This is a genomic window from Pseudomonas sp. PB103 (genome assembly GCF_009764635.1).
Classification (GTDB): domain Bacteria; phylum Pseudomonadota; class Gammaproteobacteria; order Pseudomonadales; family Pseudomonadaceae; genus Aquipseudomonas.
In genome coordinates, this window is record NZ_RWIL01000168.1 from 1 (window position 1) to 25,036 (window position 25,036).

A 25,036-nucleotide genomic window follows, 5' to 3' on the forward strand; every position below is an offset into this window, starting at 1 on the left:
TTTGATCTTTGTATTTTAAAAACCAAGATCAAAAGATCGCAGCCTTCGGCAGCTCCTACTGTGTGTGATGGAAAATTCAGGCAAAAAAAAGCGCCCCGAAGGGCGCTTTTTTCGTTTCGCGTAACGCTTAGCGCTTCAGCGAAGCCGGCAGGTGCGGCTGGATCGCCGTCAGAACTGCCTTGAAGCATTTGGTGTTGCCGGCAACGATGTGGCCTTTTTCAAGGAAATCGTGACCGCCGGTGAAGTCGCTCACCAGGCCGCCGGCTTCTTGAATCAGCAAGGCGCCTGCAGCCATGTCCCACTCGGACAGGCCCGACTCCCAGAATGCATCGAAACGACCGGCAGCTACGTAAGCCAGGTCCAGGCTCGCCGAACCGGCGCGGCGGATGCCGGCAGTCTGGCCAACCAGAGCGCGGAACATGCCCAGATAGTTTTCCAGGTTGTCCATTTGATCGTCACGGAACGGGAAGCCAGTGCCCAGCAGCGCGCCGTCGAGGCTAGTGCGACCGCTGACGCGCAGACGACGACCGTTCAGTTGAGCGCCGCGACCGCGGCTGGCGGTAAATTCTTCCTGGCGAACCGGATCCAGAACCACTGCGTGTTCCAGGCGACCACGGTATTTGCAGGCGATGCTGACAGCGAAGTGAGGAATGCCGCGCAGGAAGTTGGTGGTGCCGTCCAGCGGATCGATGATCCACAGGTACTCTTCGCCTTCGATGCCGGTACCGGCGTGCATGCCAGTTTCTTCACCGCGGATGGAGTGGTTCGGGTAAGCCTTGCGCAGCGCGTCGATGATTTTCTGTTCAGCGGCGCGATCGACCTCGGATACATAATCCTTGGCGTCTTTTTCGTCGACCTTGATGGTATCCAGGCGCTCGATGGAGCGGAAGATCAGTTCACTGGCGCTGCGGGCGGCGCGCAGCGCGATATTCAGCATGGGCTGCATGGATGTGTCACCTAAGGTTGTTAAAGAAAGCCGCGCATTCTATCAGAACTTTTCTTCAGGTGAAGGACGCTGTTCGCTTTCATAGCTTAACGGTAGGCTGTTCTGTAAGATTTGCACCCCTTTCCTGTCTCCGAGAGCGCCTCCCTTGCTGCAGAACATTCGTGTTGTCCTGGTCAATACCAGCCACCCCGGCAATATCGGTGGGGCCGCGCGCGCCATGAAAAACATGGGTCTGTCGCGATTGGTGCTGGTCGAACCGCGCCTGTTTCCGCACCACGAGGCCGATGCTCGCGCCTCCGGTGCCGGTGACATCCTTGAAAGCGCGCAAGTCGTCGCCACCCTGGAAGATGCCTTGGTCGGTTGCAATCTGGTGCTCGGTACCAGTGCCCGTGATCGCCGCATTCCCTGGCCACTGCTGGATCCGCGCGAATGCGGCACCAAAGTGGTCGAGGAAGCCGGGCAGGGCGCCGAAATCGCCTTGGTGTTCGGTCGTGAAGACTCCGGCCTGACCAATGATGAGCTGCAGCGATGTCACTTTCACGTGCACATCCCCTCCGACCCTGAGTTCAGTTCGCTGAACCTCGGCGCGGCGGTGCAGGTGTTGAGCTACGAAGTGCGCATGGCCTGGCTGGCCGCGCAAGGTCAGCCGAGCAAGGTCGAGAAAGAAGAAGTGGCTTCGGTGAAAAGCGCCGAGCTGGCGACCATGGATGAGCTGGAGCGCTTTTATGAGCATCTGGAGCAAACGCTGGTCGCGATCGAATTCCTCGATCCGGAAAAACCACGGCACTTGATGGCGCGCCTGCGCCGGTTGTACGGACGCAGCTCGGTCAGCCGGGCGGAAATGAATATTTTGCGTGGCATCCTCACGGAAACCCAAAAAGCGGCCCGTGGTGAGCTTCTAAAGCGGAAGGACTAAACAATGTTTGAGCGTTTGCGTGAAGATATCCAGAGCGTGTTCCATCGAGACCCGGCGGCGCGTAACGCTTTTGAAGTCCTGACCTGCTACCCCGGCATGCATGCGATCTGGATCCATCGCTTGGCCGGCATGCTGTGGCGCAACGAGCTGAAATGGCTGGCGCGGCTGGTGTCGAACTTCGGTCGCTGGTTGACCGGGATCGAAATTCATCCTGGGGCCAAAGTCGGTCGACGCTTCTTTATTGACCACGGCATGGGCATCGTCATCGGTGAAACCGCCGAGATCGGTGATGACGTGACCATCTATCAGGGCGTGACCCTGGGTGGCACCAGTTGGAACAAAGGCAAGCGCCACCCGACGCTGGGTGACGGTGTTGTCGTGGGGGCGGGCGCCAAGGTGCTCGGCCCATTCACCGTCGGTGCGGGTGCCAAGGTTGGCTCCAACGCCGTGGTGACCAAAGAAGTGCCGCCGGGCGCCACTGTTGTGGGGATTCCGGGGCGGATCATCGTCAAATCCGACGAAGAGCAGGACGCCAAGCGCAAGGCCATGGCCGAGAAGATCGGTTTTGATGCCTACGGCGTCAGCGAAGACATGCCCGACCCGGTGGCGCGCGCCATCGGTCAGTTGCTCGATCATCTGCAAGCAGTGGACGGGCGGCTGGAAGGCATGTGCGGCGCGTTGAAGGATCTGGGCAGCAATTACTGTGCGAAAGATCTGCCTGAGCTGCGCGAAGAAGACTTCGCCTGCGTCAAAGGCAAAGACGAATCCAAAGCCAGCTAGCTCCCCTGTGTAGGAGCTGCCGAAGGCTGCGATCTTTTGACTTTGCTTTCCATAAGATCAAAAGATCGCAGCCTGCGGCAGCTCCTACAGAGGCTTGCGCCGGCCGGTGTGCCATTAGGCCGCAGACCCTGCTATCATTCGCGCGCTCTTTTGCGGGTAATCCTGACTAAAGTACTAGGTCTTAAAGTTGACTTAAATACTCGGGAATTGCATACTCGCCCCATTCTGAACTCCGTGGTAACTGTCCATGCGACTGACTACAAAAGGCCGATACGCCGTGACCGCCATGCTTGACCTGGCGTTGCACGCGCAGCACGGGCCCGTGTCCCTGGCCGATATCTCCGAGCGCCAAGGCATCTCCCTGTCCTACCTCGAACAGCTGTTCGCCAAGCTGCGCCGCAGCAACCTGGTTTCCAGTGTTCGCGGCCCGGGTGGTGGCTACCAGTTGTCCCGCGACATGCAGGGCATCCAGGTCGCCCAAGTGATCGATGCGGTAAACGAATCGGTTGATGCCACCAAATGCCAGGGCCAGGGCGATTGCCATTCCGGCGACACGTGCCTGACTCATCATCTGTGGTGCGATTTGAGCCTGCAGATTCACGAATTTCTAAGTGGTATCAGCTTGGCTGATCTTGTGACTCGCCGTGAGGTGCAAGAAGTAGCCCAGCGTCAGGACCAGCGCCGTTGCAACAGCAAGGCGCCACGCCTGGACAAGATTGAAGCGTCCGCCGTCGAATGACAGCCGAAGAGCTAGCGGTACGCCAGCCCTGATTTAGGAGATAGTCCATGAAATTGCCGATTTACCTTGATTACTCTGCGACCACCCCGGTCGATCCGCGCGTTGCGCAAAAAATGAGTGAATGCCTGCTGGTTGACGGAAACTTCGGTAACCCGGCGTCCCGTTCCCACGTATTCGGCTGGAAAGCTGAGGAGTCCGTCGAAAACGCCCGTCGTCAGGTGGCCGATCTGGTCAATGCTGATCCGCGCGAAATCGTCTGGACCTCCGGTGCCACTGAGTCCGACAACCTGGCAATCAAGGGTGCGGCACATTTCTATGGCTCCAAGGGCAAGCACCTGATCACCTCGAAGATTGAGCACAAGGCTGTCCTCGACACCATGCGCCAACTGGAGCGTGAAGGTTTCGAAGTGACCTACCTCGAGCCAACTGAAGACGGTCTGATCACCCCGGCCATGATTGAAGCGGCACTGCGCGAAGACACCATCCTGGTCTCCGTGATGCACGTGAACAACGAAATCGGCACCGTCAACGACATCGCCGCGATCGGCGAAATGCTCCGCGCCAAGGGCATTCTGTTCCACGTCGACGCCGCTCAGTCCACTGGCAAGGTCGAGATCGACCTGCAGAAACTGAAAGTCGACATGATGTCGTTCTCCGCCCACAAAACCTACGGCCCTAAAGGCATCGGCGCACTGTACGTCAGCCGCAAGCCGCGTGTGCGCATCGAAGCGACCATGCACGGCGGCGGTCACGAGCGTGGCATGCGTTCCGGCACCCTGGCGACTCACCAGATCGTCGGCATGGGCGAAGCGTTCCGTGTGGCCAAAGAAGACATGGCTGCCGAAAACGTCCGTATCAAAGCCTTGAGCGATCGCTTCTACAAGCAGGTCGAGCATCTGGAAGAGCTGTACGTCAACGGCAGCCTGACCGCCCGCGTTCCGCACAACCTGAACCTGAGCTTCAACTACGTTGAAGGCGAGTCGCTGATCATGGCGCTCAAGGATCTGGCGGTATCGTCCGGTTCGGCGTGCACCTCGGCGTCGCTCGAGCCTTCGTACGTACTGCGCGCCCTGGGCCGCAACGACGAACTGGCACACAGCTCGATCCGCTTCACCTTCGGCCGTTTCACCACCGAAGAAGAAATCGACTACGCCGCGCAGAAAGTCTGCGAGGCCGTTACCAAGCTGCGCGCTTTGTCGCCGCTGTGGGACATGTACAAAGACGGCGTCGATATCTCGAAAATCGAGTGGGCGGCACACTAAATATAGAAGCCGCCGGATACAGATCCTGTAGCGACGCGGCGGTTTACGCAGCGCAGTTGCAGGGTCTGAAGAGCGGCCCTGATGAGTGAGGATTAAGAATCATGGCTTACAGCGAAAAGGTCATCGACCACTACGAAAACCCGCGCAACGTCGGCAAGATGAACGCGGAAGATCCTGATGTCGGCACCGGCATGGTCGGCGCTCCGGCATGCGGCGACGTAATGCGTCTGCAAATCAAGGTCAACGAAGCCGGCATCATCGAAGATGCCAAATTCAAGACCTACGGCTGCGGTTCCGCTATCGCTTCCAGCTCCCTCGCCACCGAGTGGATGAAGGGCAAGACCCTGGACGAAGCCGAAACCATCAAGAACACTCAGCTGGCCGAAGAACTGGCCCTGCCGCCAGTGAAAATTCACTGCTCGGTACTGGCTGAAGACGCTATCAAAGCGGCTGTTCGCGATTACAAGCAGAAGAAAGGCTTGATCTGACTTTCTGGATTTGGCGACGAGTAAGGAGTCACCGATGGCTATCAGCATGACAGAAGCGGCTGCTCGACACGTGCGGCGCTCCCTCGACGGGCGCGGCAAAGGTGAAGGGATTCGTCTGGGTGTTCGCACCACAGGCTGTTCCGGTCTTGCCTACGTGCTGGAGTTTGTCGACGAGGTGGTTGCAGAGGATCAGGTGTTCGAAAGTCACGGCGAAAAAGTGATCATCGACCCGAAAAGCCTGGCCTACCTGGACGGCACCGAGCTCGACTTCGTCAAGGAAGGGTTGAACGAAGGCTTCAAGTTCAACAACCCCAACGTACGCGGTGAATGTGGCTGCGGCGAAAGCTTCAACATCTGAGGCTTGTCGTGGGTATTCCTTGTCATTTCGCTTTATTCGAGCTGCAACCGAGTTTCCGTCTGGATCTCGAGCAGTTGGCCACGCGCTACCGTGAGTTGGCGCGCGGCGTTCATCCTGACCGCTTTGCCGACGCTTCCGAGCGTGAGCAGCGGACGGCACTTGAGCAGTCTGCTCGGCTCAACGACGCCTATCAGACGCTCAAGAGTCCGGCCCAGCGCGCACGCTACCTGCTGACCATCAGCGGGCATGAAGTGCCGATGGAAGTCACTGTCCATGATCCCGAGTTTCTTCTGCAGCAGATGCAATGGCGCGAAGAGCTTGAAGACCTCCAGGACAGTGCCGACCTCGACGGTGTCGCGGTGTTCAAGCGTCGCTTGAAAGTGGCTCAGGAAGAACTCAACGAAAGCTTCGCAGCCTGTTGGGATGATGCAGCGCAACGCGAACAGGCCGAACGCCTGATGCGGCGCATGCAGTTCCTCGACAAGCTCACCTACGAAGTGCGCCAGTTAGAAGAGCGCCTCGACGATTAACCCAGTGCCGCTCCGGTCGCACGCCTGATATACAGATAAGTCCTGATCACGATGGCCCTACTGCAGATCGCCGAACCCGGCCAAAGTCCTCAACCGCACCAGCGTCGTCTGGCTGTGGGGATCGACTTGGGCACTACCAATTCGCTGGTCGCTGCGTTGCGCAGTGGTCTTTCCGAACCGTTGGCCGACGCAAACGGGCAGGTCATCCTGCCGTCCGCTGTGCGTTACCACGCCGATCACGTCGAAGTCGGCGAGTCGGCGAAGCTGGCCGCCGCGTCCGATCCTTTGAACACTGTGCTGTCGGTCAAGCGCTTGATGGGTCGTGGTCTGTCCGACGTCAAGCAATTGGGCGACCAGTTGCCGTACCGCTTTGTCGGTGGCGAATCGCACATGCCGTTCATCGACACCGTGCAAGGCCCGAAAAGCCCGGTCGAAGTCTCCGCCGATATTCTCAAGGTTTTGCGTCAGCGCGCTGAAGCGACCTTGGGTGGCGAACTGGTTGGCGCGGTGATCACCGTTCCGGCTTACTTCGATGATGCTCAGCGTCAAGCCACCAAAGATGCGGCCAAACTCGCCGGTCTGAACGTGCTGCGTCTGCTCAACGAGCCGACTGCGGCCGCTGTGGCGTACGGTCTGGATCAGCATGCCGAAGGCCTGGTTGCCATTTATGACCTGGGCGGCGGTACTTTCGATATTTCGATTCTGCGTCTGACTGGCGGTGTTTTTGAAGTGTTGGCCACTGGCGGCGACAGCGCGCTGGGCGGCGATGACTTCGATCACGCGATTGCCGGCTGGATCATCGAGAGCGCCGGGCTGTCCGCCGATCTCGATCCGGGCGCACAACGTAATCTGCTGCAAACCGCTTGCGCGGCCAAAGAAGCCCTGACCGACTCGGCCAGTGTTGAAGTGGCTTACGGCGACTGGAAAGCACCGCTGACCCGCGAAGCCTTTGATGCGCTGATCGAGCCAATGGTCGCGCGCAGCCTGAAAGCCTGCCGCCGCGCTGTTCGCGACTCCGGCATCGAGCTGGAAGATGTGCACGCCGTGGTCATGGTCGGCGGTTCGACTCGCGTGCCGCGTGTTCGCGAAGCCGTTGCCGAAGCCTTCGGTCGTCAGCCTTTGACCGAAATCGATCCGGATCAAGTGGTGGCCATTGGTGCCGCGATCCAGGCCGATACCCTGGCGGGCAACAAGCGCGATGGCGGCGAACTGCTGCTGCTCGACGTGATTCCGCTGTCCCTGGGGCTGGAAACCATGGGCGGCCTGATGGAGAAGGTGATTCCGCGCAACACCACCATCCCTGTCGCTCGCGCACAAGATTTCACTACGTACAAAGATGGCCAGTCGGCCATGGCGATCCACGTGTTGCAGGGTGAGCGCGAGCTGATCAGTGACTGCCGTTCGCTGGCGCGTTTCGAACTGCGTGGCATTCCAGCGATGGTGGCCGGTGCAGCGAAAATTCGCGTGACCTTCCAGGTCGATGCCGACGGTCTGCTCAGCGTGTCTGCCCGTGAGTTGGGTTCGGGCGTTGAGGCGAGCATTCAGGTCAAGCCGTCTTACGGTCTGACCGATGGCGAAATCGCCAAAATGCTCAAGGATTCGTTCCAGCACGCCAATGACGACAAGGTCGCCCGCGTTCTGCGCGAGCAGCAAGTCGATGCCCAACGCCTGATCGAAGCGGTGCAGGGCGCTCTGGAGGCTGATGGCGAGCGTTTGCTCGACGCCGAAGAGCGCATGGTCATCGATCTGCAGTTGCAGGAACTGGCCGAACTGATGAAAGGTACCGATGGTTACGCCATCGAGCAGCAGACCAAGCGTCTGTCGCAAGTGACCGATGCTTTTGCTGCCCGCCGCATGGATCTGACGGTGAAAGCCGCTCTGTCGGGGCGCAATCTGAATGAAATCGAGGATATCTGATGCCGCAGGTCATTTTTCTGCCCCACGAGAAGTTCTGCCCTGAAGGCATGGTGGTCGAGGCTGCGCCCGGCACATCGATTCTCGAGCTGGCCCACGAACACCACATCGAGATGGAAAGCGCCTGCGGCGGCGTCTGCGCTTGCACCACCTGCCACTGCATCATCCGCGAGGGTTTCGACTCGATGGTAGAGGCTGACGAGCTGGAAGAAGACTTCCTCGATCGTGCATGGGGCCTGGAAGCGCAATCGCGTCTGGCCTGTCAGGCTATCGTTGGTGAAGAAGACATCACCGTCGAAATTCCGAAATATTCGCTTAACCATGCGGCTGAAGCGCCGCACTGACTGGTAAGACTGTCATGAGCTACGGTTGGAATGATGTTCAACGTATTGCAGAAGAACTGGCCGAGGCCCATGCCGGCGTCGATCCATATTCTGTAGGTTTTGTCCGTTTGCAGCAGATGATCCTTGATTTGCCTGACTTCGATGGCACTTCTGGCCGTGTCGGCGAGAAGGTGCTGGAAGCGGTTCAGGAGCTCTGGGCCAAGGAATTGGACTGATCGTCTCGCAGGTTAGGCAATACCCAAGAACCCGCGTATAATTCGCGGGTTTAATTTTTCGCAAATTACCGTTTCTGGAGTTACACCATGGCTGTTCAACGCACTTTCTCCATCATCAAGCCTGACGCTGTTGCAAAAAACGTCATCGGCGAAATCACCACCCGTTTCGAAAAAGCCGGCCTGCGCGTTGTAGCTTCGAAACTGAAGCAACTGTCCAAAGCTGAAGCTGAAGGCTTCTACGCTGAGCACAGCGCTCGTGGTTTCTTCGGCGACCTGGTTGCTTTCATGATCTCCGGTCCTGTTGTTGTTCAGGTTCTGGAAGGCGAAAACGCTATCGCTCTGAACCGTGAGCTGATGGGCGCTACCAACCCTAAAGAAGCTGCTGCCGGCACCATCCGCGCTGATTTCGCTGATTCCATCGACGCCAACGCTGTTCACGGTTCGGATTCCGAAGCCGCAGCTGCTCGTGAAATCTCGTACTTCTTCGCAGCTACTGAAGTAACCACTCGCTAAGCATTGGCTTAAGAGTGAAGGTGAATCCATGACTACATCGACTGTAAAAACCAACCTGCTGGGTCTGACTCAACAGGAAATGGAAAAATTCTTCGACTCAATCGGGGAGAAGCGTTTCCGTGCCGGTCAGGTAATGAAATGGATTCACCACTTTGGTGTCGATGATTTCGACGCCATGACGAACGTCAGCAAGGCCTTGCGCGACAAGCTCAAGGTTATTGCTGAAGTCCGTGGTCCGGAAGTGGTCAGCGAGGACATCTCCACCGACGGCACCCGTAAGTGGGTGGTGCGTGTGGCGTCCGGCAGCTGCGTCGAGACCGTGTACATTCCCCAGGGCAAACGCGGCACTCTGTGCGTTTCGTCCCAGGCAGGCTGTGCCCTGGATTGCAGTTTCTGCTCCACCGGCAAGCAAGGCTTCAATAGCAACCTCACCGCCGCCGAAGTCATCGGTCAGGTGTGGATTGCCAACAAATCTTTCGGCAGTGTCCCGGCAACCGTCGACCGTGCCATCACCAACGTGGTGATGATGGGCATGGGTGAGCCGCTGCTGAACTTCGACAACGTCGTCGCCGCCATGCATCTGATGATGGATGACCTCGGCTACGGGATCTCCAAGCGCCGCGTGACCCTGTCCACCTCGGGCGTGGTGCCGATGATCGATGAGCTGGCCAAGCACATCGACGTCTCCCTGGCGTTGTCCCTGCACGCACCGAATGACGCATTGCGTAACCAATTGGTGCCGATCAACAAGAAATATCCGCTTAAGATGCTGCTCGAGTCGTGCCAGCGCTACATGTCGTCCCTGGGCGAAAAACGCGTGCTGACCATCGAGTACACCTTGCTCAAAGACATCAACGACAAGGTTGAACACGCCGTCGAGATGGTCGAGTTGCTGAAAAACATTCCGTGCAAGATCAACCTGATTCCGTTCAACCCGTTCCCGCACTCCGGGTACGAGCGTCCGAGCAACAACGCGATCCGTCGTTTCCAGGATCAGTTGCATCAGGCTGGTTTCAACGTCACTGTCCGCACCACCCGTGGTGAAGACATCGACGCCGCATGTGGTCAATTGGTAGGGCAGGTGCTGGATCGCACCCGTCGCAGCGAACGTTACATCGCCGTGCGTGAGTTGAGCGCCGACAGCGATCTGGCACAGAACGCCGCGAACACTAACTAAGAGAGGATCTCTATGTCCCTGCGCTTTGCGCTGCTGTTGCTGTTGGCCAGCCTGTGTGCTGGTTGTGTCCTGTCGGGTGATTACAACCCGATGAAGACCAGCAAGGGCCGCGATGAAGCGCGGGCTGCCTACGTGCAGTTGGGGCTGGGGTACTTGCAGCAAGGCATGACCGAGCGGGCCAAGGTGCCGTTGAAAAAGGCCCTGGACCTGGACAGTTCCGATCCGGATGCCAACGCGGCCCTCGGGCTGGTGTTTCAGTCTGAAATGGAGCCTGCACTTGCCGACGAACACTTCCGCAAGGCTTTGTCCTCCCGTCCTGCCGATGCGCGCATCCTCAACAATTACGGCAGTTTCCTCTACGAAGAACAGCGTTATAAAGAAGCCTACGAGCGTTTTGAACAGGCCGCTGCCGATACCCTGTATCCTGAGCGTTCGCGTGTGTTCGAGAACCTCGGCATGACGGCAGCGAAGCTCGGTCAGCGTGATCTGGCACAGCAACAGCTGGAAAAGGCGCTGCGTCTGAACCGCCAACAGCCACGTGCGTTGCTGGAAATGGCTGAGTTGTCCTTCGAAGACAGGCATTATGTGCCCGCGCGTGACTATTACGACCGTTTCAGCCTGCTTACCGAACAAAATGCACGTAGTCTATTGCTCGGCGTTCGGCTGGCAAAAGTGTTTGAAGATCGCGACAAGGCCGCCAGTTATGGCCTGCAACTAAAACGACTCTATCCCGGTACGCCGGAATATCAGCAATACCTGTCGGAGCAATGATGAAAGCGGCGCATCCCGAAGTTGTAGCAGCGAATCGCGTTAACCCCGGTGAGACCCTGCGCCAGGCCCGCGAAAGCAATGGCTGGTCGCTGGCCGAAGTGGCCCTCAAGCTCAACCTCACCGTGACGTCCCTTGGCAATCTTGAAGCCGGCGCTTTCGACAAGCTGCCGGGGCATACTTTCGCTCGCGGTTACATTCGCGCCTATGCCAAATTGCTCGGCATGGACCAGACCGTTCTGGTTCAGCAATTCGACCAGTCCACCGGTACCGACTCGCAGGGCAGCAACGTCCACGCCCTGGGCCGTATCGAAGAGCCTGTGCGGGTTTCCCACACCATTTTGCGTATCGTCAGCCTGCTGTTGCTGATCGCGGTCATCGGCGGCGGTTTCGTCTGGTGGCAGGATCAGACTTCGCTGCGCACCAAGGATCTGACGTCTCTGGCGCCTGAGCACGTTGAAGTCGAAGGGGCTGACGGCACTACCCAGATTCACCCGATCGATGAGCCGGAAGATCAGGCTGTCGCGGAAAACCAGACCGAGGGCTCGACCGCTCTGGCATTGCCGCAAGCCGAAACCACGGCGGAATCGACGGGTGCCGAGCCTGCCGTTCCAGCCATCGAGTCTGCGCCTGCTGCACCGGTTGCTCCGGCAGCGCCAGCCGCTCCCGCTCATACGCCTGCCCCCGCGGTTGCCTCGCCTGCCACGCCGGCGCCTGCTGTGCCGAGCACGCCCGCTCCGACCGTGACTGCCCCGGTGGTACCGGCCGCGCCTGCTGCAGCCCCGGTTGCCGGCCAAGGCCAGGTATCGGTGCAATTTGTCGCCGACTGCTGGACGCAAGTCTCCGATGGCAGCGGTAAAGTATTGTTCAGTGGTCTCAAGCGCAAAGGCGACAGCCTGGCCGTTGCCGGCAAGCCGCCTTTTGCCGTACGCCTGGGCTATGCCCGTGGCGCGCAGGTCAGCTACAACGGCCAGCCGGTCGATGTTGCTCCGTTCACCAGTGGCGAGACTGCTCGCCTGAAGTTGGGTCAATAAGTCATGCACGGCGAATCTCCAATCAAACGTCGCGTTTCGCGCAAGATCTGGGTCGGCAACGTACCGGTGGGCGGCGATGCGCCGATCGCGGTACAGAGCATGACCAACAGCGACACCAATGACGTTGCCGCCACTGTTGCGCAAATCAACCGTCTGGAAGCCGCTGGCGTCGATATCGTCCGCGTCTCGGTGCCGGACATGGACGCCGCCGAGGCGTTCGGCAAGATCAAACAACTGGTCAAAGTGGCGCTGGTTGCCGACATCCACTTCGACTACAAAATCGCTCTGCGTGTAGCCGAGCTGGGCGTGGACTGCCTGCGCATCAACCCGGGCAACATCGGTCGTGAAGACCGTGTTCGCGCGGTGGTCGATGCTGCGCGTGATCGCGGCATTCCGATCCGCATCGGCGTCAACGCCGGTTCGCTGGAAAAAGACCTGCAAAAGAAATACGGCGAGCCGACCCCAGCCGCGCTGGTTGAGTCTGCTTTGCGTCACGTTGAACACCTCGAACGCCTGAATTTCCAGGACTTCAAGGTCAGCGTGAAGGCCTCCGACGTGTTCATGGCCGTCGAAGCCTACCGCTTGCTGGCGAAAGAAATCGTCCAGCCGCTGCACTTGGGCATCACCGAAGCCGGTGGATTGCGTTCGGGCACAGTGAAATCCGCCGTGGGCCTAGGTATGCTGCTCGCCGAAGGGATTGGCGATACCATCCGCATCTCGCTGGCGGCCGACCCGGTCGAGGAAGTGAAGGTCGGTTACGACATCCTCAAGTCTTTGCATCTGCGTTCCCGTGGCATCAACTTCATCGCCTGCCCGAGCTGCTCGCGGCAGAACTTCGATGTGGTGAAAACCATGAACGAGCTGGAAGGGCGCCTTGAAGACCTGCTGGTGCCGCTGGATGTCGCGGTGATCGGTTGTGTGGTCAACGGCCCCGGCGAAGCCAAGGAAGCCCATATCGGCTTGACCGGCGGCACGCCCAACCTGATTTACATCGACGGCAAGCCGGCACAGAAACTGACGAATGACAATCTGGTGGACGAGCTGGAAAGGCTGATCCGCCAGAAAGCGGCCGAAAAGGTCGAAGCTGACGCTGCCGTAATTGCGCGCGGCTGACCCTGACTGAAGAGCCGAACGAATTTAAGGATTTAAAGTGAGCAAGTCATTGCAAGCCATTCGTGGCATGAACGACATCCTGCCCGAACAGACTCCCCTGTGGCGTTATTTCGAGGGCACCGTTGCGCGCCTGCTGGATAACTACGGTTACAAGCAGATCCGCATGCCGATCGTCGAGTTCACCGAGCTGTTCAAGCGCTCGATCGGTGAAGTGACCGACATCGTCGAAAAAGAGATGTACACCTTTGAAGACCGCAACGGCGACTCCCTGACCCTGCGTCCGGAAGGCACCGCGGCGTGCGTGCGTGCGGTGCTTGAACACGGCATCACCGGCGGTGGCCAGGTGCAGAAACTCTGGTACATCGGCCCGATGTTCCGCCACGAGCGTCCGCAGAAAGGCCGTTATCGCCAGTTCCACCAGATCGGTCTGGAAGTGTTCAACCTCGACGGTCCGGACATCGACGCCGAGCTGATCACCATGACCTGGCGCCTGTGGGGCGAGCTGGGTATCCGTGATGCGGTCAAGCTCGAGCTCAACAGCCTGGGCACCAGTGAATCCCGTGGGCGTTATCGTGAAGCGCTGGTCGAGTACCTCTCGGCGCACCACGACAAACTCGACGAAGACAGCCAGCGTCGCCTGAAAACCAACCCGCTGCGCGTGCTCGACACGAAAAATGCCGACACTCAAGCGGTGCTGGTCGATGCGCCGAAGATGGCCGACTACCTCGATGACGAGTCGCGTGCACACTTCGAAGGTTTGAAAGCGCGTCTGGATGCCGTCGGCATTCCGTACGTACTCAATCCGAAGCTGGTGCGTGGCCTCGATTACTACAGCAAAACCGTTTTCGAATGGGTCACCGACAAGCTCGGCGCCCAGGGCACTGTTTGCGCGGGCGGTCGTTACGACGGTCTGGTTGAGCAAATGGGCGGCAAGCCAACCACCGGCGTCGGTTTCGCCATGGGCATCGAACGTCTGGTGCTGATGCTGGAAACGCTGGAGCAGATCCCGGAAGAAATCTCCCGTCAGGTCGACGTCTACCTCTGCGCATTCGGCGAAGAAGCGGAGCTGGCGGGGCTGGCCCTGGCTGAACGTGTTCGTGATCAACTTCCAAACCTGCGCCTGCAAGTCAATGCCGGCGCCGGCAGCTTCAAGAGCCAGTTCAAGAAGGCCGACAAGAGCGGTGCGCTGTACGCACTGATCCTCGGTGACGACGAAATGGCCCAGCAAGTGGTAGGTTTCAAACCCCTGCGTGGCCAGGGCGAACAACAAAGCATTGCCTGGGATGCGCTCGCCGCTCACCTGGCCACCTGCGTCGTGCAGGGTTGAAGCTGTCTAAACAGCCGATTTAGCGATTAAGGAGTATTGGGGTGTCGAGTACCGAAGACGAACAGTTGGCGGATTTGAAGGACTGGTGGACACGCAACGGCAAACCTCTGGTCACCGGCGGCCTGTTGGCGCTGGTCATCGTGTTCGGCTGGCAGGCTTATCACAAATATCAGGGCAACCAGTCGCAAGGCGCCTCGGTGCTCTATCAGCAACTGCTGGAAACCACGCTGACGCCTGACGGCAAGCCTGATGCTGCCCGCGTTGCGGATCTGGCCGGCAAGCTCAACAGCGAGTTCGCCGGTTCGGCCTACGCGCAGTACGGCAGCCTGTTCGTGGCTAAAGTGGCGGTCGACAGCGGCAAGCTGGATGACGCCGCCACCGAGCTGAAAGCCATCGTCGACAAACCGGCCAACCCGGCGCTGGGCGAAATCGCCCGTCAGCGTCTGGCGCAGGTGTTGGGTGCACAGAACAAAGCCGACGACGCCCTGAAACTGCTCGACGGTGATGCCGACAAAGCGTTCCTGGCCACTCGCGAAGAACTCAAGGGCGACCTGCTGGTGCAGTTGGGCCGTACCGATGACGCGAACAAGGCGTATCAAAAAGCCAAGGCGGCACTGTCGGATGAAGCGGCGGTCGGTGGCCTTCAAATCAAGCTCGACGACCTGGCCAAAGGGGATGCGTGACGTGATCCGTTGGAAGCATGCAGCATTGCTGGCTCTGGCCCTTTTGGCCGCGGGTTGCAGCAGCAACAGCAAGAAAGAATTGCCACCGGCTGAACTGACCGACTTCAAAGAAGAAGTGGTTCTGCAAAAGCAGTGGAGTCGTTCGATCGGTGACGGTCAGGGCGAAACCTACAACATGCTGGTGCCGGCGATCGACGGTGACACCATCTACGCCGCTGATGTAACCGGCGTAGTGATGGCCATGGATCGCGGCAATGGCGATGTGAAATGGAAGCAGGATCTTGATCTGCCTGTCTCCGGCGCTGTCGGCGTTGGTTATGGTCTGGTTCTGATCGGCACCCTGCGTGGCGAAGTCGTTGCTCTGGACACCAGCAACGGTGAAGAGAAGTGGCGTGCCCGCGTCAATAGCGAAGTTCTTGCGCCACCGGCCAACAACGGTGACGTCGTGGTGGTGCAGACTCAGGACGATCGTCTGATCGGTCTGGATGCTTCCACCGGTACTCAGCGTTGGGTGTATGACAGCACCCCGGCGGTACTGACCCTGCGTGGCACCAGTGCACCGCTGGTCACCAACCGCCTCGCGGTGGCTGGCCTGTCGACTGGTAAAGTGGTCGCTCTGGACATTTCCAACGGCGTGCCGGTCTGGGAACAACGCATTGCGATTCCGCAAGGTCGTTCGGAACTGGAGCGCGTAGTCGATATCGACGGCGGTCTGCTGTTGTCCGGCGGTACGCTGTACGTTGCCAGCTATCAGGGTCGCGTCGCGGCACTGGATCTGGAAAGCGGTCGTCAACTCTGGCAGCGCGATGCGTCGAGCTACGCTGGTATTGCTCAGGGTTTCGGCAGCGTTTACGTGAGCCTGTCTTCGGGCACTGTTGAAGGCGTCGACGAGCGTTCCACCACTGCATTGTGGAGCAACGATTCGCTGGCTCGCCGTCAACTGTCGGCTCCGGAAGTGTTCTCCAGCTACGTGGCAGTGGGTGACCTGGAAGGTTATCTGCACCTGATGAGCCAGGTTGACGGTCGTTTCGTCGGCCGTGAGCGCATCGACAGCGACGGCCTGCGTGCCCGTCCGCTGGTGGTGGGTGACACGATTTATGTGTATGGCAACAGCGGCAAACTGGAAGCCCTGACCATCAAGTAACAACTATGCTTGGGGTTAAACCCCCAGGCGGCCCCGGATTCATGGGGCTTGCAGCGCTTTCAGGCGTTGCCCCGAGCACCAGCCGCTGCCTCGCAGCGGCTTTTGTATTTTCTGAAATAACGAAGTGGAGAGCCGCATGGTTCCCGTAATCGCCCTGGTGGGCCGACCGAACGTCGGCAAGTCCACCTTGTTCAACCGCCTGACCAGGACTCGCGACGCCATCGTCGGCGACTTGTCCGGTCTGACCCGTGATCGCCAGTACGGTGAGGCCAAGTGGCAAGGGCGTTCCTACATTCTGGTCGACACCGGTGGTATCTCCGGTGACGAGCACGGTATGGACGAAAAAATGGCCGAGCAGTCGCTGCTGGCCATTGAAGAAGCAGATGTTGTGCTGTTCCTGGTAGATGCCAAGGCCGGTTTCACCGCCGCCGACCAGATGATCGCCGAACACCTGCGCAAACGTAACAAGCGCTCCTACGTGGTTGCCAACAAGGTCGACAACATCGATCCGGAAATGGCCCGCGCTGAATTCGCTCCGTTGGGCATGGGCCACGCGATCCCGATCGCCGGTGCTCACGGCCGTGGCATCACGCAGATGCTGGAAATCGCCTTGGGTGATTTCCCGAAAGACGAAGAAGAGCCGGAAGACGGCGAAGAAGAAATCGTTGCCGAAGGTGAGGAAGCCAAGCGCATTCCTGGCCCGAGCGAAAAAGACGGCATCAAGATCGCCATCATCGGTCGTCCGAACGTCGGCAAATCGACTCTGGTCAACCGTATGCTCGGTGAAGACCGGGTTATCGTTTATGACCAGCCCGGCACCACGCGTGACAGTATCTACATCCCGTTCGAACGGAATGAAGAGAAGTACACGCTGATCGACACCGCCGGTGTGCGCAAGCGCGGCAAGATCCACGAAGAAGTCGAAAAATTCTCCGTGGTGAAAACCCTGCAAGCGATCAAAGACGCCAACGTGGTGATCTTTGTGATGGACGCCCGTGAAGGTGTGGTCGACCACGACCTCAACCTGCTCGGCTTCGCCATCGAGTCGGGTCGTGCGCTGGTGATCGCGATCAACAAGTGGGACGGCATGACGCCGAGCGAGCGCGACTTCGTCAAGGTCGAGTTGCAGCGTCGTCTGTTCTTCGTTGATTACGCCGACATCCACTTCATCTCGGCACTGCACGGTACCGGCGTGGGCAACCTCTACGCTTCGGTGCAGAACTCGTTCAAGTCCGCGGTCACCCGCTGGCCGACCAACCGTCTGACCCAGATTCTGGAAGACGCGGTAGGCGAGCACGCGCCACCGATGGTCAACAACCGCCGGATCAAGCTGCGTTACGCCCACTTGGGTGGTGCCAACCCGCCGATTATCGTGATCCACGGTAACCAGATCGAGAAAGTGCCGAAGTCGTATGTGCGCTATCTGGAAAACACTTACCGTCGTGTGCTCAAGCTGGTCGGTACGCCGATCCGCATCGAGTTCAAGGGCGGCGAGAACCCGTATGAAGGCAACAAAAACACGCTGACCGATCGCCAGGTCAACAGGAAGCGTCGGATGATGTCGCACAGCAAGAAAGCCGACAAGAAGCGCCGCGACAAGAAGTGATTCATCACTTCATGTAGGAGCTGCCGCAGGCTGCGATCTTTTGATTTTGCTTTAAAGACAAGATCAACAGATCGCAGCCTTCGGCAGCTCCTACATGGGTTCGGCGATAAGAAGGGCGCTCACCAGAGCGCCCTTTTTTTATGGGCGTCGGATGGGCTATCCTCGGGCTCTCCCGCGCCGTCGTCAGAGCCGGGTGTTGAGCAGGGAACCCCCGATGATCACCAGTAAGCTGCCGAATGTCGGCATCACTATTTTCACGCAGATGTCTCAGCTCGCGGCGCAGACCGGCGCGATCAACCTGTCCCAGGGTTTTCCTGATTTTGACGGCCCGCAGGCGTTGCGCGATGCGGTCGGTCGGCACATTGCCAGTGGCCACAATCAGTATTCGCCGATGACTGGCCTGCCGGTATTGCGCGAACAGATTGCAGCGAAAATCGCTCGCAGCTATGGCGTGCAGGTCAATGCCGACAGCGAAGTGACCGTGACGCCGGGCGCGACCCAAGCGATCTTCTGTGCGATTCAGGCGGTTATCCACAGCGGCGACGAAGTCATCGTGTTCGATCCGTGCTACGACAGCTACGAGCCGGCGACGGAGTTGGCGGGCGGTCGTTGCGTGCATGTGCAACTGAACCCGAACGACTTCTCCATCGATTTCGACAAACTCGCCGCGGCCATCAGTCCGCGCACGAAAATGATCGTCATCAACACCCCGCACAACCCGAGTGGCGCCCTGATCAGCCGTACGGAACTGGATCAACTGGCAGCGCTGATCCGCGACCGCGACATCTACCTGATCAGCGATGAAGTCTACGAACACCTGGTGTTCGACGGCGTGCCCCACGTCAGCATGCTCGCGCACGAAGAGCTCTATCAGCGCGCCTTCGTGGTCAGCTCGTTCGGCAAGACTTACCACGTCACCGGCTGGAAAACCGGCTACGTCGTCGCGCCGCCGGCACTGACCGCCGAGCTGCGCAAAGTTCATCAGTACGTCAGCTTCTGCGGCGTGACTCCGCTGCAATATGCGCTGGCCGATTACATGGCCGAGCACCCTGAACACGTCGAAGAGCTGCCAGGTTTCTATCAGGCCAAACGTGATCTGTTCTGCGACCTGCTGACGCCGTCGCGCTTTACCTTCAAGCGTGTCACCGGCACCTATTTCCAACTGGTCGATTACTCGCAAATCCGCCCCGATCTGAACGACGTCGAGATGGCCATATGGATGACCCGCGAACACGGAGTGGCGAGCATTCCGGTATCGGTCTTCTACCAGAACCCACCCGAAGGCCAGCGCCTGGTGCGTCTGTGCTTCGCCAAACGCGAGGAGACGCTGCGTGAAGCGGCGGCAAAACTATGCGTAATCTAAGTGCGTTACCCGATCTGAACCTGGCGCTGATCCAGACCAGCCTGGCCTGGCATGACCGCCAGGCGAACTTCGAGCATTTCGAAATGCTGCTGGAGCAGGCGCAGGGCGCTGATCTGATCATCCTGCCGGAGATGTTCACCACCGGTTTCTCAATGGAGTCCGAGACCCTTGCCGAAGCCGAAAACGGCCCGACCAGCAAGTGGCTGCGCGTGCAGGCGGCGAAACTCAATGCCGTCATCACTGGCAGTGTGATCATTCAGGCCGCGGACGGCAGCCATCGCAATCGCCTGCTGTGGGCGCGCCCGGACGGCGAAGTGCTGCATTACGACAAGCGCCACTTGTTCCGCATGGCCGGCGAACACAATCACTACACCCCGGGCGAGCGTCAGGTGCAGTTCGAGCTCAAGGGTTGGCGGATTCGTCCGCTGATCTGTTACGACCTGCGCTTCCCGGTATGGAGCCGCGACGCGCAGGATACCGATCTGCTGTTGTACACCGCCAACTGGCCGGGCGCTCGTCGTCTGCACTGGAACCGCCTGTTGCCGGCGCGTGCCATCGAAAACCTCTGCTACGTGGCGGCGGTGAACCGGGTCGGCACCGATGGCAAGGGCTTTGCCTACACCGGCGACAGTCAGGTGCTGGATTTCCAGGGCGAAACCCTGCTCGCAGCGGGGGAGGCGGACGGGGTGTTCAAGGCTGTTTTGGAGGCTGCCCCGCTGGCGGCGTATCGCGAGCGTTTCCCGGCCAACCTCGACGCGGATACCTTCGAGTTCACCTGATGTTTGTATAAAACCGCATACAAACGTGTTCAGTTTTGGCGCTGTATGCCGATAGGAGGATCAGCCAAGGAGGATTTTCCAATGATCAGCATCAGCGCCAATACCGTCAGTTCATACCCTGTTGCACCTTCTAACGTCACGATCCGCGACTCGCAAGAGCAAGCGGCCAGCCCGTTGAATGCCACCGATGCCGCTGGCGACGAGAAGCTGCTGGTCAACAGTGGCAGAGCCAATATTGCTGCAGTCGGCGATTCCGGTGATCCGATCGAGGCGCTGAAAAAGCAGATCGCCGAAGCACAGAAATTGCTGGCCGCGCAGCAGGCACAGTTGGCCAGCACCGAGCGCAGCCAAGCTTCGCCTGAGCAGAAAGCGCAGCAGGTGATGGAGATGCAGACCCAGATCGCCGTGACCGCAAGCAACATTCAAGTGCTGCAGGCCACATTGCTGCAGGCGATGTTGAGCGTCGATACCCACGCGTAAGGTTAAAGGCAAAAGATCGCAGCCTTCGGCAGCTCCTACATGAGTTTCCTGTAGGAGCTGCCGAAGGCTGCGATCTTTTGATCTGCAAAAAAAGGCCCCGAAGTTCGCACTTCGGGGCCTTTTGCATTTCAGCGGTGATTACGCCGCTTTCGCCTCAGGCTGGCTCAACGAGCGGTTCAGCGCGCTGAACAGTGCCTTGAAGCTGGCCGTGGTGATGTTTTCATCAATACCCACGCCGTGCACCGCACGCTCACCGTTCACGCGCAGCTCGATGTACGCCGCAGCCTTGGCGTTGGTGCCCGCGCCGATCGCGTGTTCGTTGTAGTCCATGATCTCCACCGGAACCGGCAGGCCGGCGACCAGTGCTTCCAGCGCACCGTTGCCTTTGCCGCGCCAGTGCAGGTTGGTTTCGCCCTGACCCTTGCTCGCCACTTCCACTTCAACATTGCTGTTGCCGTTTTCTTCCTGAAGGCGATGGCTGACCAGCGCGTACGGGGTGTTGGCTTGCAGGTATTCGCTGATCAACAGCGAATGAATCTGCTTGGCAGTCATCTCCAGACCCAGACGGTCGGTTTCACGCTGGACCACCTGGCTGAATTCGATCTGCATGCGACGTGGCAGGCTGATGCCGTATTCCTGCTCCAGCAAGTACGCGATGCCGCCCTTGCCCGACTGGCTGTTGACGCGAATCACCGCCTCGTAGCTGCGGCCAATGTCGGCCGGGTCGATCGGCAAGTACGGCACTTCCCACAGTGCGTCCGGTTTCTGCTGGGAGAAACCTTTGCGGATCGCATCCTGGTGCGAGCCGGAGAACGCGGTGTGCACCAGGTCGCCAACGTACGGGTGACGCGGGTGAACCTGAATCTGGTTGCACTCTTCGACGACTTTGCGCACGCCGTCGATGTCGGAGAAGTCCAGCTGCGGGTCGAGACCCTGGGTGTACATGTTCAGTGCGACGGTGACGAGGTCGACGTTACCGGTACGCTCGCCGTTGCCGAACAGGCAGCCTTCGACGCGGTCGGCGCCAGCCATCAGACCCAGCTCGGTGGCGGCGACGCCGGTGCCACGGTCGTTGTGGGTGTGCAGGCTGATGATCACGCTGTCACGACGGTTGATGTTGCGGCCGAACCACTCGATCTGATCGGCGTAGATGTTCGGCGTTGCGCACTCAACAGTGGCGGGCAGGTTGAGGATCATCTTGTGCTCAGGCGTCGGGTTCCACACCTCGATCACCGCGTCACAGACTTCCTTGGCGAATTCCAGCTCGGTGGCGCTGAAGGTTTCCGGCGAGTATTCGAAGGTCCACTCGGTGTCCGGCTGCATCGCTGCGTATTTGACGAACAGCTTGGCGGCGTTCACGGCGATGGCCTTGATACCGTCCTTGTCCTGGTTGAAGACGATGCGACGGAAAGAAGGCGAAGTGGCGTTGTACAAGTGAACGATGGCTTTCTTCGCGCCGCGCAGGGATTCGAAGGTGCGCTCGATCAGGTCTTCACGGCCCTGGGTCAGCACCTGAATGGTGGTGTCGTCCGGGATGTGGCCTTCTTCGATGAGGGTACGCACGAAGTCGAAGTCGGTTTGCGAAGCGGCCGGGAACGACGCTTCGATTTCCTTCACGCCGACTTGCACCAGGGTTTTCCAGAAGCGCAGCTTCTTCACCGCGTCCATTGGCTCGATCAGCGACTGGTTGCCGTCACGCAGGTCGGAGCTGCACCAGATCGGCGCGGTGTCGATGGTTTTCGACGGCCAGGTGCGATCCGGCAGATTGATGACAGGAAACGCGCGGTATTTCGAAGACGGATCTTTGAGCATGCTCATCGGGAAATTCCTTATTGTCTGGGCCGAAAAGAGGCGGCCTGCCGGTGTTACGAATGTTCTGGAAAACTTGTAGGACGAGGCGCAGCGATTCAGCCTGGCAGTCGTGCGCTGACGAGGCACAGGCTGCGGTGCTGGCGAAGCTGAATGAGGGTGTGAGAGGTTTTCATGCCTTCAACCCTAACCGCGAGGGGAGAGGATGGCAAGCAGTCGAAAAAAATTGAGAGGAATACTCGGAAAGCGGGATTTTGCAGGATTTTATTGCGGGTAAATCAGCGGATCTTGTTGATGTTTGCGTGGGGTTAGGTTGGGGCGCAATTGAAGGTGGTGGGTGTCAACAGGTTTTTCGGTGGTAGTGAGTCCGTCATCGCGGGCAAGCCACGCTCCCACAGGTGGGGTGGTGTTCACAAAAATCATGTTCACCGAGAACCTTGTGGGAGCGGGCTTGCCCGCGATGAGGCCGGTCGCCTCGCTATAAAGCTCAGGGTTGAAATGCACCAATGAAAATCGCCGGATCCACCCGCGCATCATTCAGGCTGACGTTCCAGTGCATATGCGGCCCGGTCGCCCTGCCAGTCATGCCCACCTTGCCCACTACCGCGCCACGTGCCAGTTGCTGGCCATCCTTCACATCAATCTTCGACATGTGGCAGAACATGCTGATAAAGCCCTGCCCATGGTCGACAAATACCGTGTTGCCGTTGAAGAAGTAGTTACCGATCAGAATCACCTTGCCCGCCGCCGGGGTCTTGATCGGCGTGCCGGCTGGCACCGCGAAGTCGAGGCCGGCGTGCGGATTACGTTCCTCACCGTTAAAGAAACGGCGCACGCCAAACTTGCTCGACAGCGGCCCGTTCACCGGTTTGTCCAACAGCAGATTGCTCGGTGTGTTCGGGCTGAAGCTGCGATAGGCCTTGATCTGCACGGCCAGTTCCCCCTCGATGCGCTTGAGGTTCGACTGATCCGGGTTTACTTGTTGCTTGTTCTTCAGGGTGATGTGCTGTTCCGGGTATTTCTTGTTACCCACCGTGAAGGGCAGATTACGGCCGCCACTGCTGATCTGCTGCGCCCCCGGTTTGACCGTCAACGGCACGCCAACAATCGCCAGCCAGTTGTCCTGTTCCTTGACCACCAGCACCGGTTTGCCTTGATACGTGGCGGTCGGTGCTTGCGCGCCAGTGCCCAGATCAACCACGGCGACACCACCCGGCACCGGTTTGTTGAGCATGCGGGTGATGTAGCTGTCGGCGTGGGCGTTGAAGGTCAGACACAGCAAAAACAGTGGAGCCAGAAAACGCGGCATGGATCAGTCCAGTAAAGAGAGGGTGACAGGCGTCAGGTGATTGTCCTCGACGCGCACTTGCAGTTCGCCTTCGCCAAGTTTGGCTTTCAGGCGCTGGCCGGTGTGGGTTTGCGCGGCGTTGCGAATCGCATGGCCGCGCTCATCGAGCAGAATGCTGTAGCCACGACCGAGCGTTGCCAGCGGACTGACCACGTGCAGCGTCTGCATCTGACTGTGCAATTGCAGGCGACGGTTTTTCAGGCCTTCGCGCATGGCGCGGGGCAGACGCTCGGCGAGGCTGTCGAGACGCTGGCGCAACATCGCCAACTGGCGGCCCGGATGTTGCCCGGCGAGGCGGGTTTCCAGACGAATCAGCCGCTCGCGACGGGTATTGAGGCTGCGCTCGAACGCCCGACGCATGCGCATGTCCAGATCATCCAGACGTTGCGCTTGCTGGCGCAGACGTTCGCCGGGGTGACGCAGGCGACGCGCCATGCCTTCGAGGCGCAGACGATCACGCATCAGACGGTCACGCATGCGCATCACCAAACGACGATGCAGGCTTTCGACCTGGCGGATCAGATGGCTCGAATCAGGCGCGAGCAATTCGGCAGCCGCAGATGGCGTTGGTGCGCGCACGTCAGCAACAAAGTCACTGATCGACACGTCGGTCTCATGGCCGACAGCGCTGACAATCGGCGTCACGCAGGCATCGACGGCGCGGGCCACGGCTTCTTCGTTGAAACACCAGAGGTCTTCCAGCGAGCCACCGCCACGGGCGAGGATCAATGCGTCGAAACCCCGCGCATCGGCCATTTTCAGCGCGCGAACAATTTGCGCGGTGGCCTCGCGGCCCTGTACGGCGGTCGGAATCAACGTCAGTTGCACCTGCGGCGCACGGCGACGGAACACACTGATGATGTCGCGAATCACCGCGCCGGTCGGCGAACTGATGATGCCGATACGCTGCGGATGCGCCGGAAGCGGCACTTTGCGTTCGGCACTGAACAGACCCTCAGCGCTGAGTTTTTCTTTCAACGCATCGAACGCCAGACGCAGCGCGCCGTCACCGGCAGGCTCGACGGTGTCGAGAATCAACTGATAGTCGCCACGGCCTTCGAACAGCGAAACCTTGCCGCGCACTTTCACCGCCAGGCCATCCTTCAACGCTTGGCGCACGCGCGCGGCGTTCTGCCGGAACAGCGCGCAACGCACCTGCGCGCCACTGTCCTTGAGCGTGAAGTAGATGTGCCCGGACGCCGGTCGGGCGAGGTTGGAGATTTCGCCTTCGACCCAGATGTTGCTGAACACGTCTTCGAGCAACACCCGCGCGCGGCCGTTGAGCTGGCTGACGGTCAGGACTTCACGGTCCAGGCCGAGTCTTGCAAAGGGATCTTTAATCATGGGGCGCAGTTTAAAGGCATTCTCGCCGTCATTGCACGATCCCTGTAGGAGCTGTC

General features: G+C 59.4%; 26 protein-coding genes. 22 read left to right on the forward strand and 4 right to left on the reverse strand.

Features of this window, described 5'->3' with window-relative positions:
- Positions 1-127 precede the first annotated feature (127 nt).
- The gene (gene suhB, locus EJA70_RS29045; RefSeq protein WP_008084666.1) at positions 128-946 is read right to left on the reverse strand and encodes an inositol-phosphate phosphatase; all 819 of its coding nucleotides are present in this window, start codon (positions 944-946) and stop codon (positions 128-130) included.
- Between the two features lie 145 nt (positions 947-1,091).
- Here suhB and trmJ point away from each other — a divergent pair, with 145 nt between their 5' ends.
- The 22 genes from trmJ (at position 1,092) to EJA70_RS29155 (ending at position 20,479) form a co-directional block, all read left to right on the forward strand.
- A complete protein-coding gene (trmJ, locus tag EJA70_RS29050; protein WP_158835916.1) occupies positions 1,092-1,862 on the forward strand; it encodes a tRNA (cytosine(32)/uridine(32)-2'-O)-methyltransferase TrmJ in 771 nt (256 codons plus the stop codon).
- 3 nt (positions 1,863-1,865) lie between these two features.
- Positions 1,866-2,642, forward strand: a complete 777-nt coding sequence (gene cysE, locus EJA70_RS29055; protein WP_007916901.1) for a serine O-acetyltransferase — start codon at positions 1,866-1,868, stop codon at positions 2,640-2,642.
- Positions 2,643-2,889: 247 nt separating this feature from the next.
- Complete coding sequence (iscR, locus tag EJA70_RS29060; RefSeq protein WP_003227911.1) at positions 2,890-3,381, forward strand: Fe-S cluster assembly transcriptional regulator IscR; 492 nt, start codon at positions 2,890-2,892, stop codon at positions 3,379-3,381.
- Between the two features lie 47 nt (positions 3,382-3,428).
- Positions 3,429-4,643 (forward strand): IscS subfamily cysteine desulfurase, encoded by a 1,215-nt coding sequence (locus EJA70_RS29065; RefSeq protein ID WP_008084662.1) that lies wholly within the window; start codon positions 3,429-3,431, stop codon positions 4,641-4,643.
- A gap of 101 nt (positions 4,644-4,744) precedes the next feature.
- The gene (gene iscU, locus EJA70_RS29070) at positions 4,745-5,131 is read left to right on the forward strand and encodes a Fe-S cluster assembly scaffold IscU (protein ID WP_046820395.1); all 387 of its coding nucleotides are present in this window, start codon (positions 4,745-4,747) and stop codon (positions 5,129-5,131) included.
- 34 nt (positions 5,132-5,165) lie between these two features.
- Complete coding sequence (gene iscA / locus EJA70_RS29075; RefSeq protein WP_003227904.1) at positions 5,166-5,489, forward strand: iron-sulfur cluster assembly protein IscA; 324 nt, start codon at positions 5,166-5,168, stop codon at positions 5,487-5,489.
- An 8-nt stretch (positions 5,490-5,497) separates the two neighbouring features.
- Positions 5,498-6,019 carry a co-chaperone HscB gene (hscB, locus tag EJA70_RS29080; RefSeq protein ID WP_053123537.1) on the forward strand — a complete coding sequence of 174 codons (522 nt, stop codon included), beginning with the start codon at positions 5,498-5,500 and terminating at the stop codon, positions 6,017-6,019.
- 51 nt (positions 6,020-6,070) lie between these two features.
- Positions 6,071-7,936: a Fe-S protein assembly chaperone HscA gene (gene hscA, locus EJA70_RS29085; protein WP_158835919.1), complete on the forward strand. Its 1,866-nt coding sequence runs from the start codon at positions 6,071-6,073 to the stop codon at positions 7,934-7,936.
- On the forward strand, positions 7,936-8,277 hold the full coding sequence (gene fdx / locus EJA70_RS29090) for an ISC system 2Fe-2S type ferredoxin (protein ID WP_158835922.1): 342 nt from the start codon (positions 7,936-7,938) through the stop codon (positions 8,275-8,277). The genes hscA and fdx overlap by 1 nt, the downstream gene beginning before the upstream one ends.
- A 14-nt stretch (positions 8,278-8,291) precedes the next feature.
- Positions 8,292-8,492: a Fe-S cluster assembly protein IscX gene (gene iscX / locus EJA70_RS29095; protein ID WP_053123533.1), complete on the forward strand. Its 201-nt coding sequence runs from the start codon at positions 8,292-8,294 to the stop codon at positions 8,490-8,492.
- A gap of 87 nt (positions 8,493-8,579) precedes the next feature.
- On the forward strand, positions 8,580-9,005 hold the full coding sequence (ndk, locus tag EJA70_RS29100; protein ID WP_007916882.1) for a nucleoside-diphosphate kinase: 426 nt from the start codon (positions 8,580-8,582) through the stop codon (positions 9,003-9,005).
- 28 nt (positions 9,006-9,033) lie between these two features.
- A complete protein-coding gene (rlmN, locus tag EJA70_RS29105) occupies positions 9,034-10,182 on the forward strand; it encodes a 23S rRNA (adenine(2503)-C(2))-methyltransferase RlmN (protein ID WP_158835925.1) in 1,149 nt (382 codons plus the stop codon).
- 12 nt (positions 10,183-10,194) lie between these two features.
- A complete protein-coding gene (gene pilW, locus EJA70_RS29110) occupies positions 10,195-10,953 on the forward strand; it encodes a type IV pilus biogenesis/stability protein PilW (RefSeq protein WP_158835928.1) in 759 nt (252 codons plus the stop codon).
- Positions 10,953-11,984: a RodZ family helix-turn-helix domain-containing protein gene (locus EJA70_RS29115; protein WP_158835931.1), complete on the forward strand. Its 1,032-nt coding sequence runs from the start codon at positions 10,953-10,955 to the stop codon at positions 11,982-11,984. The genes pilW and EJA70_RS29115 overlap by 1 nt, the downstream gene beginning before the upstream one ends.
- Before the next feature lie 3 nt (positions 11,985-11,987).
- A complete protein-coding gene (ispG, locus tag EJA70_RS29120) occupies positions 11,988-13,097 on the forward strand; it encodes a flavodoxin-dependent (E)-4-hydroxy-3-methylbut-2-enyl-diphosphate synthase (RefSeq protein WP_158835934.1) in 1,110 nt (369 codons plus the stop codon).
- A gap of 37 nt (positions 13,098-13,134) precedes the next feature.
- A complete protein-coding gene (hisS, locus tag EJA70_RS29125) occupies positions 13,135-14,424 on the forward strand; it encodes a histidine--tRNA ligase (RefSeq protein WP_016984369.1) in 1,290 nt (429 codons plus the stop codon).
- A gap of 41 nt (positions 14,425-14,465) precedes the next feature.
- Positions 14,466-15,107 (forward strand): tetratricopeptide repeat protein, encoded by a 642-nt coding sequence (locus EJA70_RS29130; RefSeq protein WP_008084642.1) that lies wholly within the window; start codon positions 14,466-14,468, stop codon positions 15,105-15,107.
- A complete protein-coding gene (bamB, locus tag EJA70_RS29135) occupies positions 15,100-16,251 on the forward strand; it encodes an outer membrane protein assembly factor BamB (RefSeq protein WP_158835937.1) in 1,152 nt (383 codons plus the stop codon). Before EJA70_RS29130 ends, bamB begins: the two co-directional genes overlap by 8 nt.
- A 136-nt stretch (positions 16,252-16,387) precedes the next feature.
- A complete protein-coding gene (gene der / locus EJA70_RS29140) occupies positions 16,388-17,857 on the forward strand; it encodes a ribosome biogenesis GTPase Der (protein ID WP_008084638.1) in 1,470 nt (489 codons plus the stop codon).
- A gap of 214 nt (positions 17,858-18,071) precedes the next feature.
- The gene (locus tag EJA70_RS29145) at positions 18,072-19,220 is read left to right on the forward strand and encodes a pyridoxal phosphate-dependent aminotransferase (RefSeq protein ID WP_158835940.1); all 1,149 of its coding nucleotides are present in this window, start codon (positions 18,072-18,074) and stop codon (positions 19,218-19,220) included.
- Entirely contained in the window at positions 19,208-19,999 is a 792-nt protein-coding gene (locus tag EJA70_RS29150; RefSeq protein WP_158835943.1) for an amidohydrolase, read from the forward strand. Before EJA70_RS29145 ends, EJA70_RS29150 begins: the two co-directional genes overlap by 13 nt.
- Positions 20,000-20,080: 81 nt before the next feature.
- The gene (locus tag EJA70_RS29155; RefSeq protein ID WP_158835946.1) at positions 20,081-20,479 is read left to right on the forward strand and encodes a hypothetical protein; all 399 of its coding nucleotides are present in this window, start codon (positions 20,081-20,083) and stop codon (positions 20,477-20,479) included.
- Positions 20,480-20,617: 138 nt separating this feature from the next.
- On the opposite strand, the gene leuA is transcribed toward EJA70_RS29155, so the two are convergent.
- From leuA to xseA, 3 genes are all read right to left on the reverse strand, one after another.
- Positions 20,618-22,297, reverse strand: coding sequence for a 2-isopropylmalate synthase (gene leuA / locus EJA70_RS29160; protein WP_008082522.1), 1,680 nt, complete (start codon positions 22,295-22,297; stop codon positions 20,618-20,620).
- A gap of 478 nt (positions 22,298-22,775) precedes the next feature.
- Positions 22,776-23,597 carry a peptidoglycan DD-metalloendopeptidase family protein gene (locus EJA70_RS29165; protein ID WP_008082521.1) on the reverse strand — a complete coding sequence of 274 codons (822 nt, stop codon included), beginning with the start codon at positions 23,595-23,597 and terminating at the stop codon, positions 22,776-22,778.
- A gap of 3 nt (positions 23,598-23,600) precedes the next feature.
- The gene (gene xseA, locus EJA70_RS29170; protein ID WP_008082520.1) at positions 23,601-24,980 is read right to left on the reverse strand and encodes an exodeoxyribonuclease VII large subunit; all 1,380 of its coding nucleotides are present in this window, start codon (positions 24,978-24,980) and stop codon (positions 23,601-23,603) included.
- Positions 24,981-25,036 lie beyond the last annotated feature (56 nt).